This window comes from Desertihabitans aurantiacus, from assembly GCF_003344635.1.
Taxonomy (GTDB): Bacteria; Actinomycetota; Actinomycetes; order Propionibacteriales; family Propionibacteriaceae; genus Desertihabitans; species Desertihabitans aurantiacus.
In genome coordinates, this window is record NZ_QPKK01000071.1 from 1 (window position 1) to 14,869 (window position 14,869).

Sequence of the window (14,869 nt, forward strand, 5' to 3'; positions counted from 1 at the left end):
GGGTCGGGGTCTGGGCGGGTGGAGCGGGCGGCCCCGGTGTGGCCGAGGTGGTCGGCGACGTCCATGCCGACCCGGCGCTCGAGGCGCTCCAGGCGGGCGTGCAGACCGCGGCCGTCGACGTCGGCGCCGGGGAGCAGCACCCGGGCGCACATCAGCTCCAGGTGCAGCCGCGGGGCGGTGGTGCCCCGCATCTCGGTCAGGCCGGAGGCCACCACCTCGGCCGCCCGGGCCAGCTCGCCCGGGCCGAGCGCGGCGGCCTGGTTCTGCAGGCGTTCGGCCTGGTCGTCGGCGGCCTCGACCAGACCGGAGGAGACGGCGTCCGGCACGGCGTTGACGATGACGAGGTCGCGCAGCCGGCGCAGCAGGTCCTCGGCGAAGCGGCGCGGATCCTGCCCGACCTCGATCACCTTGTCGACCGCGGCGAAGACGCTGGCCGCATCACCGGCGGCGAAGGCGTCCAACATCTCGTCCAGCAGCGAGTCCGGGGTGTAGCCGAGCAGCGCGGCGGCCTGCAGGTAGCTGACGCCCTGCTCCCCCGCCCCGCCCAGCAGCTGGTCGAGAACCGAGAGCGAGTCGCGCACCGACCCGCCGCCGGCCCGCACCACCAGCGGCAGCACCGCGGGCTCGACGGCGATCCCCTCGGCCTCGCACAGCTGGGCGAGGTAGCCACCGAGCACCTTCGGCGGCACCAGCCGGAACGGGTAGTGGTGGGTGCGCGAGCGGATGGTGCCGATGACCTTGTCCGGCTCGGTGGTGGCGAAGATGAACTTGACGTGCGGCGGCGGCTCCTCGACCAGCTTGAGCAGGGCGTTGAAGCCCGCCGTGGTCACCATGTGCGCCTCGTCGACGATGTAGACCTTGTAGCGGCTGCTGACCGGGGCGTAGAACGCCCGCTCGCGCAGGTCGCGGGCGTCGTCCACCCCGCCGTGGCTGGCCGCGTCGATCTCGATCACGTCGATGCTGCCCGGCCCGCCGCGGGCCAGGTCGCGGCAGGACTGGCACTGCCCGCACGGCGTCGGCGTCGGGCCCTGCTCGCAGTTGAGCGCCCGGGCGAGGATGCGCGCGGAGGTGGTCTTGCCGCAGCCGCGCGGGCCGGAGAACAGGTAGGCGTGGTTGACCCGGTTGTTGACCAGGGCGCGTTGCAGCGGCTCGGTGACGTGGTCCTGCCCGATGACCTGGGCGAAGGTGTCGGGCCGGTAGCGCCGGTACAGCGCCAGCGGCGGCGTCGGCACGTCCGGGGCTGCCACCTCTTCACTCACGACGGCCACCCTATGCCCGGACGCCGACAGTTCCACCCGGTCCGGACGCCGACCTCAGGACGACCCCCGGAGCTCCCGGTCGAGCCGCTCCAGACCGTCCAGGATCCGCTCCAGGCCGAACTCCAGCTCCGTGTCCAGGCCCTGCTCCGGCGACGGTGGACCGCCGATGTACTCCCCCGCCAGCAGCATCGACCGCAGCGCGGGGAAGCGCTCGGGGGTGATCACCTCACCGAGCGCCGCGAAGGCCTCCGCGGTGTACTCGGCGTCCGGCTCGACGGCCAGCTCACGCTCCAGCCCGACCATCGCCCCGACGTAGGTGCTGAGGGTCAGCACGGCGGCCATCTTCTGCTCCTCGTCCAGGGCCAGCTCCGCCATCGCCTGCAGCCCCAGGTCGACCAGGGCCACCGCGTTCGGCATCAGCAGCACCTCCTGCCGGCGGGGGATCGCCAGCACCCAGGGGTGGGCCCGGTAGCACTCGCGCATCACCTGGCACCACGCCCGCAGCGCCTCGCGCCAGGGCTGTGGCAGCTTCTTGCGCGGCGGGACGGCGATGGCCGCGTCGCGCATCAGGTCGAGCAGCTCGTGCTTGGTCGAGACGTAGCGGTACAGCGCCATCGTGGTGAACCCCAGCGACTCGGCCACCCGCTGCATCGTCACCGCCGCCAGCCCGTCGCGGTCGGCGATCTCGATGCCCGCCTCGACGATCTTCTCGTGGCTCAGCTCCCGGCGCGGGCCGCGGCTGGGGGCGACGGCCATCCCCCAGGCGATGGCGACCACCCGGGGCAACCCTGGTTCGACGGTGTCCGGCACAGGGACCACCCTACAGACTGTGTACAACGTAATCTGTGTATGTGACACTCAGCGTATGACCTACACAGATGAGGTGCTCGTCCTCGACGACGTCACCAAGCGCTTCGGCGCGCACACCGTCCTCGACGGCGTCAGCTGGCGGATCGGGCCGGGCATCACCGCCCTGCTCGGGCCCAACGGCGCTGGCAAGACCACCCTGATCCGCATCGTCAGCACGCTGGAGCACCTGGACGGCGGCCGCCTGACCGTGCTCGGCCACGACGTCGTCCGCGAGCGGCGGACCGTCCAGCAGCTCCTCGGCCTGACCGGTCAGCACACCGCCGTCGACGGCATGCTGAGCGGCACCGAGAACCTGGTGATGGTCGGCCGCCTGCTCGGTCTCAGCCGGCTGGACGCCCGTCGGCGCGCCGGTGAGCTGCTGGATCAGTTCGACCTGGCCGATGCCGCCCGGCGGCGGGCCGGCACCTACTCCGGCGGGATGCGCCGCCGGCTCGACCTGGCGATGAGCCTCGTCCGCGCTCCCCGGGTGCTGCTGCTGGACGAGCCCACCACCGGCCTCGACCCGCGCAGTCGGCGCGCGCTGTGGGAGCAGGTGCGCCGACTGGCCGACGACGGCACGGCGGTGCTGCTCACCACCCAGTACCTGGAGGAGGCCGACGCCCTGGCCGACCGGATCGCCGTGCTGGACTCCGGACGCCTGGTCGCCGAGGGCACCGCCGCCGAGCTCAAGGCCGGCGCCGGCGGCGACGTCGTCGAGGTGCTGGACGAGCACGGCCAGCCCTCGGGCGCCCTCAGCACCGACGGGACCGCCGGGCACGTCGCCTCGGTGCTGCGCTCGCTGCCGGGGACCGCCCGGGTGCAGGTGCGTCGCCCCACCCTGGACGAGGTCGTCCTCCAGCTCACCGGGAAGGACGCCGCATGACCACCGTCGCCGTGCGCGAGCCGCTCGCCACCACACCGCCGGTCCGCCCCGGCGTCCTCACGCCGTTCACCGTCTTCGTCGGACGCAGCCTGCGGCACAGCCTGCGCGACCCCGAGGCGCTGCTGATGGGCATCGCCCTGCCCACGCTGCTGATGCTGGTGTTCACCTTCGTCTTCGGCGGGGCGATCGGCGGCGACAGCCGTGCCTACATCGACTACGTGACGCCGGGCATCATCCTGCTCTGCGCGGGCTACGGGGCCGCCACCACGGCGGTCGCGGTCAGCCGCGACATGACCACCGGCACCATCGACCGGGTGCGCACCATGCCGGTGCCCGGGGTGGCGCTGCTGGTCGGGCACACCGTCGCCAGCCTGCTGCGCAACCTCTTCAGCACCGCCGTGGTGATCCTCGTCGGGGTGCTGCTCGGGTTCCGACCCGCGGCCGGACCGGTGGAGTGGCTGGCCGCGGTCGGACTGGTCGCGCTGTGGATCCTCGCCATCACCGCGCTGTTCGCCTTCCTCGGACTGGTCGCCGGCTCGGCCGAGGCGGCCAGCGGGTACGGCTTCATCCTGCTGTTCCTGCCCTACGCCTCCAGCGCGTTCGTGCCGGTGGCGACGATGCCGTCGTGGTTGCGGGTGTTCGCCGAGCACCAGCCGATCACACCGCTGACGGAGTCGATCCGGGCGCTGCTGGCCGGCGTCTCACCGGGCGGGGACGCCGTGGCGGCGGTGCTGTGGCCGCTCGGGGTGCTGGCGGTGGCGCTCGTGCTGACGGCCTGGCGGTTCCCGCGGACCCGCTCGAGGCTCGTGCACTGAGCCGGTCGGTGTCGCGGCACGGAAGGGCCCCCCGCGCACCCGACAGAGCTCACTTACCCTTGCTGCCTTCCGGCCCTGGGGGAGTTGGGCGAGATAACGCCGCACGGGGGGCTGCCGAGCAGCATACCGGCCCCCGGGCCTGCAGCCCAACGCACGACAGCAGCCACCGGCGGGGTGCCGGTGGCTGCTGCGCGTCTCGGACGGGCGTTCGGGCCCGGGCCTACTCGCCGTGCTCCTCGCCCTCGGCGGCGTGCTCCTCGCCCTCGTGCGCGTGCTCCTCGCCCTCGTGCGCGTGCTCGTCGCCCTCGGCGTGCTCGTGGTCGTGCTCAGCCGCCACGGCCTCGCCCACGCCGGTGATCTCGTTCGGCTCGTGCGGGAGGGTCGCGGTGTCGACGACCTCGCCGGTGGGCAGGTACACGGCATGCAGCTCGCTGGTCTCGGGCTCGGTCACGTAGGCGATCTCCCCCTCGACGGCCAGGGTCGGACGCGGCTGCTGCCACTGCAGCGGCTCCTGCCACTCCTCGGTCACCTGGATCGAGCTCGTGATCTCACCGGAGTCGGGGTCGATCACGTGCAGCTTCCCGTCGGTGCCCAGCACCAGGGCCTCACCCTCGGGACCGCGACCCAGGGAGCGGAAGGAGTAGCTGGCCGGCAGGTCGACCAGCCGCAGCTCACCCGTCTCGGTGTCGGTCAGCGAGACCCGGGTCGGGCGCTCGAGCTCGGCGTCCGGGTCGGACTTGTAGTCGCCGAGGATGACGTCGGAGTGCTCCGAGCCGGCCTGGTTGCCGATCCGGCCGTACTCGTCGGGGCTGGGCACCTTGGTGAAGGAGCCGTCCTTGTAGAGCAGGACGCCGTCGTTGCAGCCGAGCAGCACCGCGCCGTTGCCCGCGGTGGCCTCGCCGTGCAGCCCGGGGCACTCGTCGCTGCGGGTGACGTCGGTGAGGCTGGCGTCCAGGGCGGCGGCGCCGGTGCGCTCCTCCTCGGTGCCGACACTGACCACCATGCCGCCGTCCTCGAGCGGGACCGCGACGCCGTGGTGCGGGCTCGGGGCGGTCCAGGTGGGCTCGGCCGGCCCGGCGGCGACCTCCTCGGGGGCGAGCAGGGCGACCGTCCCGGCGCCGTCGCTGAACAGTGCCACCTTCCCGGCGTGCCGGACCACGTGCCCCGGCTCGGGGGCGGGGTGCACGACGTCGGTCAGCGTCGCGCCGCTGTCGTAGTAGTGGTTGTGGTCGCCGTGGCCCTGCACCTCCACGCCGGTGTCGAGCACCTGGAAGCCCTCGCTGGTGGAGACCAGGACGTGGCGCTGGTCACCGGCGGGGTTGAGCCGCAGGAAGCCCTCCATCGGGATGTCGGCCACCGGCTCGAGGGTGTCCTGGTCGAGCACCATCACACCGCCGTCGTAGCTGACGGCGAGCCGGGTGCCGGTCACCTCGGTGCGTGCGGTGGACGTCTCCGCGCTCGGCTCCGGCGCAGCGGTGGGCTCGCTCCCGGTACCGCAGGCGGTCACCGTCAGCAGGCCCGCGACGCCCAGCCCTGCCAGCAGGGCCCGTCGGTCGGTCATGGTCACGCTCCAATCAGACTGAGAATCGTTATCGGTAACGTAGGCCATGATCGGGCGACCCGCCAAGCCCGTCGTCGGCGCGGCGCGGCCGGGTGCGCCGTGAGGGCGGACGCACCCGGCCGGCCGGCGGTCAGAGCGTGCAGGTGGCGCCCTCGGCGACCGGCTCCAGGTCGATGAGGTAGCGGTCCACGATGTCGTTGACGCAGGGGCTCAGCCGCTCCAGCGCCACGGTGTGCCGCTCCCCCTCCACCGTCAGCAGGCCGGATCCGAGCGAGTCGGCCAGGCCCAGCCCGGCGTCGTAGGGCGTGGACGGGTCGCCGGTGATCGAGATGACCAGGGTGGCCGGCAGGCCCTCCACGTCCTGCGCGTACGGCGGCTCGAGGGTGGGCTCGGCCGGCCAGTGCTCGCAGGCGTCCCGGGTGCCGGCGGCGACGTCCTGCCCCGGGTCGAGGAAGGGGCTGACCTCGGCCAGCTCGGCGCGCAGTGCTGCCTCCTGCTCAGGCGTCTGGCGTTCCTGGTCCATGCAGCCGATGGCGTAGGTGGCGTCGAGGTAGTTGCTCCAGGTGCCGTCCGGGCGACGCCCGAGCAGGTTGTCGTTGAGGGTGAGCAGCTCGTCGGCGCGGCCCTCGTCCCGCAGCTGGGTGATGCCGCTGATGATGGCGGGCCAGTTGGCGGCGTCGTACAGACCCGAGCCCACCCCTCCCGTGACCTGGCCGAAGTCGGCCGTGCGGCCCTCGCCGGCCGGGACCGGCTGGTCGACCAGCGGCTGCACGAGGTCCTGGAACACCTGGTTCGCCCGGGCCGGGTCCTCCCCCAACGGGCAGTCCTGCTGCTGGGCGCAGAAGGCGGCCATCTGGTCGAACGACCGCTGGAAGGAACGGTGCAGGTCGAGACGTCGCTCGGCGTTGGTCTGCCGCGGGTCGAAGGCGCCGTCGAGCACCATGGCCCGGACGTTCTGCGGGAACTGCTCGGCGTAGACGGAGCCGAGACGGGTGCCGTAGCTCTGACCGGCGAAGGTGAGCTGCTCATCCCCCAGCGCGGCGCGCAGCACGTCCATGTCGCGGGCGACGTCGCGGGTGCCGACGGCACCCAGCACCTGCGCCCCGCCCGAGCCCTCCGCGCAGCGCTCGACGAAGGCCGCGGTGTCCTGCTCGGTCCACGACCCCGAGGCGCCGAGCAGCGTCGGCTTCGCCTCGCCGAGGTCCTTCTGCTCGTCGGTGTAGCAGTCGATCGCGGGGAGCGAGGCGGCGACCCCGCGCGGGTCGAAGGAGACGAAGTCGAAACGCTGCAGCAGCGGCGTACCGGCCAGCCCGGTGCTCGCCAGCGCGCCGATGAAGACACCGCTGCCCCCGGGTCCGCCGGGGTTGATGACGAGGGACCCGATGCGTTCGGCGGGGTCACCCTGGGCCTGCACGCGGAGGACGGCGATCTGCATCCGCTCGCCCTGCGGGTCGTCGTAGTCGAGGGGCACCTGCAGGCGTGCGCACTCGAAGGCCTCGATGGCGAGGGCCGGCTCCTCCGAGGGTGAGGTCGCGTAGTCGACGCAGGACCCGAAGGTGAGCTCCTGGTCGTAGAAGGTGGTGAGGTCGTCCTCGCCCGGCCCCGGCGTGGCGGGAGGAGAGGTCGGCGTGCACGCGCCGAGGGCCAGCACGGCGAGGCTGAGGGCGCCCAGGCAGAACGCCCGGGCGCGGTGGCGTCGGGACGGGGAGGTCCACCGTCGGGTGAGCATCATGGAGACAGCGCACCGTGTGTCCCCGGGACCGGGTCAACCCTCGCCCGGCGAAGGCAAGGGCTTCCCCGTCCCGTGCCCCACCGCCATCACCGTCGGCGACGATTGGCCCGGGCCCGCGGAGTCGCGTACGATGCCCGGCGGAGGATTCGCCTAGTGGCCTATGGCGCTCGCTTGGAAAGCGGGTTGGGTGCAAGCCCTCGGGGGTTCGAATCCCCCATCCTCCGCCGCACCGGACGCCGCCCGGCTCATCGAGCCCGGGCGGCGTCTGGCGTCCCGGCCCTGGGCGCCCGGCTCAGCCGGAGCGGCCCACCACCACGGAGGCGTCCAGCTCCTCGTCCTGGCAGACCCGGGCCCGCAGCCCGGACGTCTCCAGCACGGTGAGCGCGGCCGGCACCTGGTCCTCGGCCACCTCGCTGAGCAGCCGACCGCCGGGTGCCAGCCAGTTCCGGGCCTCCGCCGCCACCCGGCGCAGCACCGCCAGCCCGTCCGCACCGCCGTCCACGGTCATCGGCGCGACGTGCTCGCGGGCGTCCCGCGGCAGCAGCGGGACCGCCGCGGTCGGCACGTAGGGCACGTTCGCCACCACCACGTCGACCCGTCCGCGCAGCTCGGCCGGCAGTGCGTCGAACAGGTCCCCGGCGTGCACCGCGGCGATCCCGGCGAGGGTGTCCGAGGCGCAGGCGACCGCCTCGGGCTGCAGGTCGCTGGCGTGCAGCCGGAGGTCGGGGACGGCGGCGTGCAGGGCCAGCGCGATCGCCCCGGACCCGCAGCACAGGTCGACCACCAGCTCACCCGGCCGGGTCAGCCCGACCGCGACGGCGAGCAGGTGCTCGGTGCGACGGCGCGGCACGAACACCCCCGGCCGGACCGGCACCCGCACCCCGGCGAAGGAGGCCCAGCCCACCACGTGCTCCAGCGGCACCCCGGTCACCCGGGCGGCGACCATCCGCTCGAGCTCGGCACCGTCGCCGGCCGAGGCCAGCAGCACGTCGGCCTCCTCCTCGGCGAACACGCACCCGGCCGCGCGCAGCCGCTGCACGAGCGTGTCCAGATCGGCGGAGGACGTCACGCCCCGATCCTGCCCGCTGCCGTCCGCCGTGCGCCGGCTCAGGTCGGCGGGGACGGCGGCAGCCCGGCGGTCTCGGCCACCCGCGGACGTCCCCAGCTCACCCGCATCTCGGCCCGCCACTCCTCCAGCACGTCCACGCCGTCGGTGCGCAGCTCCTCCCCGCGGTTCCACAGCCCGAGGTAGACCGCGACCGCCTCCCCGGTGAGGCGGGTGTCCGGCCCGTCCCCGGCCTTCTGGTGGGTGGTCCGCGGGACGTCGGGCCCGAGGTGGACGGTCCAGGCGCTGTCGGTGTCGGTGGTCGAGACCTCCAGCACCAGCGGCTGGTCCAGCCGCAGCCGGGTCCGCGGACGGGGCAGGAACCCGGCCAGCAGCTCGTCGATCCCGTCGGTGGCCAGGTCGGCCGGGATCGGCGTCTCCGCGGCATGCGGCACCCGGCCGAGGGAGGCGCTGAGGACGTCCACCGCGTGCACGGTCGCCTCGTGCGCCTGCCGACGGGCCCACGCCACCCGCGGCGGCGGCGCGTCGGTGAGGAAGAACTCGGCCTGCAGGTCGTCCGGTGCCGCCTCCAGCGCGGCCACCAGTGCGTCGGCGCCCTCCCGCAGCCAGCCCAGCGCGTCGTCGGAGCGCGCGCCCTCGTCCTCGACCAGGGCGTCGTCGAAGCCGTCCAGGGTGGCGGTGACGTGCGCCGTCGCCCAGCGCTGCACCATGCCGAGGTGGGCCACCAGATCCCGCACCGTCCACCCCGGGCAGGTGGGCACGTCGGCGCCGGGACCGGCGGCGACCGCGTGCTCGATCAGCCGGTCGACACCCTGTCGCAGCGCGTCCAGGTAGCGCTCCACCGTCAGCGTGGCAGTCATGGCCAGCACCCTAGACGGCCCTCGCTCCAGTGCCCCGGAAAACCCGTTGCCGCCCGTCGCGCGGTCTCGGTAGCGTCCTCCTCGTCCTCGCGAGCAGCGGGGCGCCGAGACCAGGAAGGAGGTCGGTACCGATGATCTTCACCTTCACCGCAACGGGCGGGAGCGATGTGTTCCGCGATCCGTCGACCGGCCTCGTCCGACCGCTCCGCTGAGCCGTCCCGAGTCCGCGCCCCGGGCGCACACCCCGCGTCCGCCGTCGTCCGACATCCGTCGACGACGCCTGCCCCGCACCTGATCACACACCCTGTGAGGACCTGCCATGTACCCGTACGAGCCCATCCCCGTCGTCGACCAGCTCGAGCTGAGCCGTCGCGCCGCCGAGCGCCACGCCCAGCTCGACGCCCTGCGCAAGCCGCGCGAGCCGCACCTGCGCACCGTCCGGGTCCGGCTGGCCCGGTGGATCGCACCCGCCGGCCTGGAGCCGGTGGTGTGAGACGTCACCCACCGTTCACCCGCCGCCCACGACACGACCCCGAGCCAGTGACAGGCTCGGGGTCATGTCGTTCCTCCCCCGGCTCACTGCCACCGCCGTCGTCGCCGGCCTGATCGCCGCCGGTACCACCGTCACCGGCCCCGGCGCGCCGGCCGCCGCCGCACCGGGCGCCGACGCCGTCCGCTTCGCCACCTTCAACGCCTCGCTCAACCGGGGCGCCCTCGGCCAGCTGCAGTCCGACCTCTCCACGCCCGACAACGCGCAGGCCCGCACCATCGCCGAGATCGTCCAGCGCACCCGCCCCGAGGTCATCGTGCTGCAGGAGTTCGACTTCGACGCCGAGGGCCGCTCGGTGGAGCTGTTCGCCGAGAACTACCTCGGCCGCGGCCAGAACGGTGCGGATCCGATCGACTACCCCTACTCCTTCACCGCCCCGGTCAACACCGGCGTGCCGAGCGGGTTCGACCTCAACAACGACGGCAGCGTCGGCGGGGGCGACGACGCCTGGGGTTTCGGGCTGTTCCCCGGCCAGTACGGGATGGTCGTCTACTCGATGCACCCGATCGCCACCGGGGACGTCCGCACCTTCCAGGGCTTCCGCTGGGCCGACATGCCGGGCGCGCTGCTGCCCGACGACCCCGCCACCCCGGAGCCGGCCGACTGGTACAGCGAGGAGGAGCTGGCCTCCCTGCCGCTGTCGAGCAAGTCGCACTGGGACGTCCCGGTCCAGGTCGACGGACGGACGGTGCACCTCCTCACCAGCCACCCCACCCCGCCCACCTTCGACGGCCCGGAGGACCGCAACGGCCGCCGCAACGCCGACGAGATCCGCTTCTGGGCCGACTACGTGTCCGGGCTGCGCGGCTCGGCCTACATCTACGACGACCAGGGACGCCGCGGCGGGCTGCGCGCGGGCTCGTCCTTCGTCATCGCCGGCGACCAGAACGCCGACCCGCTGGACGGCGACTCCGTGCCCGGGGCGGCCGACCAGCTGCTCGACCACCCGCGGATCAACCCCAGCCGGACGCCCACCAGCGAGGGCGCGGTCGAGGCGAGCGAGCTGCAGGGCGGGCCGAACGACGAGCACGTCGCCCCGCCGGCCCAGGACACCGCCGACTTCGCCGAGCCGCCGGGCAACATCCGCGTCGACTACGTGCTGCCCAGCCGGGACCTGCGGATCCGCGACTCCGGGGTGTTCTGGCCGACCTCGGACGACCCGCTGTCGCGGCTGACCGGCACCTTCCCGTTCCCGTCGTCGGACCACCGCCTGGTCTGGGTCGACCTGCGCGTCTGACCCTCCCTCCCCCGCCGGTTCGAGGTGATACCGGCGTCCCTGGGAGGCGGGATCACCTCGAACCGGGAGGCGGGTGGCTCTGGCGGGTCGTCGGTTGGGTCTGGTAGGAGGGGAGGACCGCCGCGACGGTGCGGCGGTCACACCCCTGCACCCCCAGGAGCTCCCATGACCCACCCCTCTGCCGGCGTCCCCGCACGACGCCGGCGTCTGATCGCCCCCGCGGCCGGGCTTGCCGGTCTCGCCCTGCTGGCCGGCTCCGCACTCGGCCCGACCGCCACCGCGGTCCCCGCCGAGGACCTCGCCACCGCCCCGGCGTCCTCGTCCAAGCTCGACGAGGCCCAGCCCACCGACCGCCAGTTCGTCGCCGCCGCCCCGACCTGCAGCGACGAGCCGCGCGAGCTGCCTGTCAACGAGTTCACCGACCACCGCGAGCTCGGCGTCGAGCTGGACCGCATCGAGCGGGTCAGCGAGGGCCGCGTCGACGTGGAGGAGATCGGCCGCAGCAACCGCGGCCGCGAGATCTGGTCGGCCCGGGTCGGCGAGGGTGACAAGGTCGTCATGCTCGTCAGCGAGATCCACGGCAACGAGAAGACCGGCACCGACGCCATCCTCGACCTGCTCGACTGGGTCGGCACCAGCGACAACCGCAAGGCCCGCCAGTGGCGCTCGGAGCTGACCATCGTCGCGGTGCCGAAGATGAACCCCGACGGCGCCGAGCTCGACCGCCGCGGCAACGACCAGACCTGGGCCGAGGTGCAGGCCCGCTTCCCGCAGCTGCGCGGCAGCGACCCGGCCTGGAACTACTACGACGAGCCGCGCACCGGTGACGACTACGGCTCCGCGCCGGGCTTCGACACCAACCGCGACTTCAACCCCGACCTCGGCTACGTCCCCGACCCCGACGACTTCCCGGGCACCTCGGCCGACACCGGCTGGTACATCACCCCCGAGGCGCGCACCATCCGCGACCTCTACCAGGGCCTGACGATGGAGTTCGGCGAGGTCGACACCTACGTCGACCTGCACCACCAGGGCGCCTGCTACGTGATGCCCGACGACCCCGACGAGTTCGTGACGATGTCGATCTCGGGCAAGTTCGTGGCCGACCCCGCCACCAAGCCCGACTACGCCGAGTACGCCGACGACTACGACCTCGACTACTCCAAGCAGCTCAACGTCGCGGTCAACCGGGCCCTGCAGGCCAAGGCCGCGGAGCGCCCGCTGTTCGGCAACATCACCCTCTACCCGCAGGACATCGACCTGCCGGGCACCGCACTCGGCTCGTTCGCCCTCAACGGCAGCGGTGCGGTGCTGTTCGAGGTGCGGGGGCAGACCCAGACGCTCGGCCAGCAGTACCGTGCGGTGCTGACCCGGGCCGTCTACGTCGGCCTGGACGGGATGCTCTCCTCGATCGCCTCGGGCCAGGTCGACCGGCTCGACCCGGACGAGTACGACGCCATCCCGCCGCGCGGGCCGAGCATCGGCAGCGCCGAGGACGAGGACGAGGACGCCCGCGTCCTGGCCGAGCAGCGCAAGGCCGGCTGACACCCGGCCTGCCGCTGCCCTCCCACCGCTACCTTTCCGCTGGTTCGAGGTGATACCGCGCTCTCCGGCGCGCGGTATCACCTCGAACCGCGTCAGGGGTGGGGCGTGGGTGGGTGGACGGCGGCAGGCGGGTGGGCGCCAGGCCTGTCAGGTGAGGGTGGGCACCAGGAGCAGGACGGCGGCGGCCACGCCGGCGACGCTGCGCAGGTGGTTGAGGGCGGTCCAGCGGCGCAGGTAGTGCCGCCAGGTGGCAGCGACGTCGGTGCCGGCGTCCACCGCGGCCATCAGCCGGTTGTTGAGCGGGACGTTGCCGGCCGCGGTGACGACGACGCAGCCGGCGAGGTAGACCAGTGCGCCGGCGACCAGCCAGCCCGACCCGTCCAGCACCCCGCGCACCAGCAGCACCAGGCAGGCCAGCGCGGTGCCGAACAGCGCCAGCATCAGCGGCGGGCGGACCGCGGTGACGTTGATGGCGGCCATCGCGGCGGCGCCGACCTCGTCGGGGGTGCGGGCCAGACCGGCCATCACGAAACCGGAGAAGGCGAAGAACACCCCGCCGACCAGTGCGGCCGCGACCGCGGTCAGCAGCACCAGCAGCTCCCAGAGCACGTCAGGCCTTCTGCCAGACCGAGACGTGGGAGGGGCTCGTGGCGGTGAACTCCGAGCGGTCCCAGTCGGCCCAGCGGTGCAGCGGCACCATGCCGGCGATCCGGGCCATCAGGTCGAGCTCGGACGGCCACACGTAGCGGAAGGGTCCGGACGAGCGCGTCCACCGGTCCCCCTCGCCGCGGAGGTAGTGGTGGGACGCCATCCACTGGCTGACGACGTCGTACTCGTCGATGCCGACGTGGTCGTCGCCGTGCTGGAAGACGACGTAGCGCTCACCGACCGGCAGCCGCTGCAGGCTCGGCACCCCCACCTCGACGAGGAACAGCCCGCCCGGGGCCAGGTGGGCGGCGGCGTTCTCGAAGCAGCGCACCTGGGCGTCCTGGGTGGTGAGGTTGCCGATCGTGTTGAAGACCAGGTAGACCAGCCCGAACTCCCCCGGCACCCGCACCTCGGCCATGTCCCCGACGGCCACCGGGATGTCGGCCCCTCCCGGCTTGGCACGCAGCCGCGCCAGCATGGCCTCTGAGAGCTCGATCCCGGACACGGCCACTCCGCGGCGGCTCAACGGCAACCCGACCCGGCCGGTGCCGATGGCCAGCTCCAGCGCGGGACGTCCGTCGGCCAGCTCGGCCAGCACGTCGACCGTCCGCTCGACCACGGCGGGGTCGAACGGCCCGTCGTCGGAGTCGTCGTAGCGGGCCGCGACCGGTTCGTCGAAGTAGTTCGGCAGCACGGTTCGACTCTCCCACCGTCGCACCCGGTCGGCCACCGCTTTCCGGGACGCCGCCCGGGCGTAGGCTCACGGACCCATGACGGGTCGGAGACCGCGCAGGGACGCGGTGGCGAACACCGAGCGCCTGCTCGCCGCCGCCACCCGGGCCGGGCTCGCCGAGGGCCGCACCGTCCCGCTGGAGCAGATCGCCGCCGAGGCCGGCGTCGGGATCGGCACCCTGTACCGCCGCTACCCCAACCGCGAGGCGCTGCTGGAGGCGCTGGCGGTCCGGGCCTACCGGCTGATCCTGGCCGAGGCCGAGGACGCCCTGGAGCACGGCACCACCGGCCACGACGCGGTCAGCCGCTTCCTGCACCAGACCTTCGAGCACCGCGACCAGCTGGTGCTGCCGCTGCACGGCGCGCCGATGACCGAGGGCACCGAGTCCGCGGAGCTGCGGGGGCGGATGCGCCAGACGATGACCGCGATCGTGGCCCGCGGCCACGAGGACGGCACGGTCCGTGCCGACGTGCACGCCGGCACGGTGGTCCGCTTCGGGGCGATGCTGGCCCAGCCGATGTCGAACGTGCCGGACTGGCCGGCGGCGGCGGCCGAGCAGCGCGCGGTGTTCCTGCGCGGGATCGCCGCCGACCCGTCCGACCCGCCGCCCGCCTAGCGCGCCTCGCCCGTGCCCACCTGCTCGCCGACCCAGGTGCCGAGGTCGCGGACGTCGGGCACCAGCCGGCGGGTGGCCTCGAGGTCGGCCCGGTAGGCCGGCGGCGACGCGAACCAGGCGAACATCGCCCGCATGTCCGCGTCGTCGCCGAGGACGTCCAGCGGCAGCGGCTCGTAGCGGGCCGGCCGTCCACGCACGGCGGCGACCCGGGCAGCCGCCTCGTCCATCGTCAGCTCGTCGCCGGCGATCTCCACCGCGTCGCCGCCGGCCGCCCCGGGGTCGACCAGCAGCCGCGCCGCCGCGGTGCCGATGTCGCGCACCGCCACCATCTGCAGCGGCACGTCGCCGGCCAGCGGCAGCCGCAGCACGAGCTCCTCGCCGTCGGCCGCGGCGAGCTGGCCGGTGAGGTTCTCCATGAAGAAGGTGGGGCGCAGGAAGGTCGTCGGCAGCACCGCGGCCAGCCGCTGCTCGACCTGCCCCTTGCTCTCGAAGTGCGGGATGCCGGTGCCGCGGTC

The 14,869-nt window shown here is 73.7% G+C and carries 14 protein-coding genes, 1 tRNA gene, 1 other RNA gene and 1 pseudogene; 7 read left to right on the top strand and 10 right to left on the bottom strand.

Going from position 1 to position 14,869, the window contains the following annotated elements; translation table 11 throughout:
• Nucleotides 1-1,235 (bottom strand): annotated as a pseudogene (locus tag DVA66_RS07905) (DNA polymerase III subunit gamma and tau); the annotation flags it as partial.
• Nucleotides 1,236-1,313: 78 nt separating this feature from the next.
• Nucleotides 1,314-2,078 carry a TetR/AcrR family transcriptional regulator gene (locus DVA66_RS07910; protein ID WP_157973901.1) on the bottom strand — a complete coding sequence of 255 codons (765 nt, stop codon included), beginning with the start codon at nt 2,076-2,078 and terminating at the stop codon, nt 1,314-1,316.
• Between the two features lie 46 nt (nt 2,079-2,124).
• On the opposite strand from DVA66_RS07910, the gene DVA66_RS07915 reads away from it, so the two are divergent.
• Both DVA66_RS07915 and DVA66_RS07920 read left to right on the top strand, forming a co-directional pair.
• A complete protein-coding gene (locus DVA66_RS07915) occupies nt 2,125-2,991 on the top strand; it encodes an ABC transporter ATP-binding protein (protein WP_114559588.1) in 867 nt (288 codons plus the stop codon).
• Nucleotides 2,988-3,806 carry an ABC transporter permease gene (locus tag DVA66_RS07920; protein WP_114559589.1) on the top strand — a complete coding sequence of 273 codons (819 nt, stop codon included), beginning with the start codon at nt 2,988-2,990 and terminating at the stop codon, nt 3,804-3,806. The genes DVA66_RS07915 and DVA66_RS07920 overlap by 4 nt, the downstream gene beginning before the upstream one ends.
• A gap of 20 nt (nt 3,807-3,826) precedes the next feature.
• Here DVA66_RS07920 and ffs read toward each other — a convergent pair.
• From ffs to DVA66_RS07940, 3 genes are all read right to left on the bottom strand, one after another.
• Nucleotides 3,827-3,921: signal recognition particle sRNA small type (gene ffs / locus DVA66_RS07925), an RNA gene on the bottom strand.
• A gap of 105 nt (nt 3,922-4,026) precedes the next feature.
• Nucleotides 4,027-5,367, bottom strand: a complete 1,341-nt coding sequence (aztD, locus tag DVA66_RS07935) for a zinc metallochaperone AztD (RefSeq protein WP_232821836.1) — start codon at nt 5,365-5,367, stop codon at nt 4,027-4,029.
• 130 nt (nt 5,368-5,497) lie between these two features.
• Nucleotides 5,498-7,099, bottom strand: coding sequence for an alpha/beta fold hydrolase (locus DVA66_RS07940; RefSeq protein ID WP_198671586.1), 1,602 nt, complete (start codon nt 7,097-7,099; stop codon nt 5,498-5,500).
• A gap of 139 nt (nt 7,100-7,238) precedes the next feature.
• Here DVA66_RS07940 and DVA66_RS07945 point away from each other — a divergent pair.
• A tRNA-Ser gene (locus DVA66_RS07945) sits at nt 7,239-7,323 on the top strand.
• A 68-nt stretch (nt 7,324-7,391) separates the two neighbouring features.
• Here DVA66_RS07945 and DVA66_RS07950 read toward each other — a convergent pair.
• Both DVA66_RS07950 and DVA66_RS07955 read right to left on the bottom strand, forming a co-directional pair.
• Nucleotides 7,392-8,168 (bottom strand): putative protein N(5)-glutamine methyltransferase, encoded by a 777-nt coding sequence (locus tag DVA66_RS07950; RefSeq protein WP_114559591.1) that lies wholly within the window; start codon nt 8,166-8,168, stop codon nt 7,392-7,394.
• Nucleotides 8,169-8,206: 38 nt separating this feature from the next.
• Nucleotides 8,207-9,025 (bottom strand): maleylpyruvate isomerase family mycothiol-dependent enzyme, encoded by an 819-nt coding sequence (locus tag DVA66_RS07955; RefSeq protein ID WP_232821837.1) that lies wholly within the window; start codon nt 9,023-9,025, stop codon nt 8,207-8,209.
• Between the two features lie 319 nt (nt 9,026-9,344).
• Here DVA66_RS07955 and DVA66_RS20855 point away from each other — a divergent pair, with 319 nt between their 5' ends.
• From DVA66_RS20855 to DVA66_RS07965, 3 genes are all read left to right on the top strand, one after another.
• Nucleotides 9,345-9,518 carry a hypothetical protein gene (locus DVA66_RS20855; RefSeq protein ID WP_157973902.1) on the top strand — a complete coding sequence of 58 codons (174 nt, stop codon included), beginning with the start codon at nt 9,345-9,347 and terminating at the stop codon, nt 9,516-9,518.
• 64 nt (nt 9,519-9,582) lie between these two features.
• Complete coding sequence (locus DVA66_RS07960) at nt 9,583-10,812, top strand: endonuclease/exonuclease/phosphatase family protein (RefSeq protein WP_114559592.1); 1,230 nt, start codon at nt 9,583-9,585, stop codon at nt 10,810-10,812.
• A 165-nt stretch (nt 10,813-10,977) separates the two neighbouring features.
• Nucleotides 10,978-12,357 (top strand): M14 family zinc carboxypeptidase, encoded by a 1,380-nt coding sequence (locus DVA66_RS07965; protein ID WP_114559593.1) that lies wholly within the window; start codon nt 10,978-10,980, stop codon nt 12,355-12,357.
• A gap of 147 nt (nt 12,358-12,504) precedes the next feature.
• Here DVA66_RS07965 and DVA66_RS07970 read toward each other — a convergent pair whose 3' ends face one another.
• A complete protein-coding gene (locus DVA66_RS07970) occupies nt 12,505-12,966 on the bottom strand; it encodes an anthrone oxygenase family protein (protein WP_114559594.1) in 462 nt (153 codons plus the stop codon).
• Between the two features lies 1 nt (nt 12,967).
• Complete coding sequence (locus tag DVA66_RS07975) at nt 12,968-13,699, bottom strand: class I SAM-dependent DNA methyltransferase (protein ID WP_114559595.1); 732 nt, start codon at nt 13,697-13,699, stop codon at nt 12,968-12,970.
• A 76-nt stretch (nt 13,700-13,775) separates the two neighbouring features.
• Here DVA66_RS07975 and DVA66_RS07980 point away from each other — a divergent pair, with 76 nt between their 5' ends.
• Nucleotides 13,776-14,354: a TetR/AcrR family transcriptional regulator gene (locus DVA66_RS07980; protein ID WP_114559596.1), complete on the top strand. Its 579-nt coding sequence runs from the start codon at nt 13,776-13,778 to the stop codon at nt 14,352-14,354.
• Here the strand turns inward: DVA66_RS07980 and DVA66_RS07985 are convergent.
• A partial coding sequence (locus tag DVA66_RS07985; protein ID WP_114559597.1) for an NmrA family NAD(P)-binding protein occupies nt 14,351-14,869 on the bottom strand: 519 nt, incomplete at its 5' end. The genes DVA66_RS07980 and DVA66_RS07985 overlap by 4 nt on opposite strands.

Excerpts from the sequence above, each read along its gene's own strand:
- DVA66_RS07915 (WP_114559588.1), top strand. The coding sequence starts at position 2,125 with ATGACCTACACAGATGAGGTGCTCGTCCTCGACGACGTCACCAAGCGC.
- DVA66_RS07920 (WP_114559589.1), top strand. The coding sequence starts at position 2,988 with ATGACCACCGTCGCCGTGCGCGAGCCGCTCGCCACCACACCGCCGGTC.
- aztD (WP_232821836.1), bottom strand. The coding sequence starts at position 5,367 with ATGACCGACCGACGGGCCCTGCTGGCAGGGCTGGGCGTCGCGGGCCTG.
- DVA66_RS07940 (WP_198671586.1), bottom strand. The coding sequence starts at position 7,099 with ATGATGCTCACCCGACGGTGGACCTCCCCGTCCCGACGCCACCGCGCC.
- DVA66_RS07955 (WP_232821837.1), bottom strand. The coding sequence starts at position 9,025 with ATGACTGCCACGCTGACGGTGGAGCGCTACCTGGACGCGCTGCGACAG.
- DVA66_RS20855 (WP_157973902.1), top strand. The coding sequence starts at position 9,345 with ATGTACCCGTACGAGCCCATCCCCGTCGTCGACCAGCTCGAGCTGAGC.
- DVA66_RS07960 (WP_114559592.1), top strand. The coding sequence starts at position 9,583 with ATGTCGTTCCTCCCCCGGCTCACTGCCACCGCCGTCGTCGCCGGCCTG.
- DVA66_RS07965 (WP_114559593.1), top strand. The coding sequence starts at position 10,978 with ATGACCCACCCCTCTGCCGGCGTCCCCGCACGACGCCGGCGTCTGATC.
- DVA66_RS07980 (WP_114559596.1), top strand. The coding sequence starts at position 13,776 with ATGACGGGTCGGAGACCGCGCAGGGACGCGGTGGCGAACACCGAGCGC.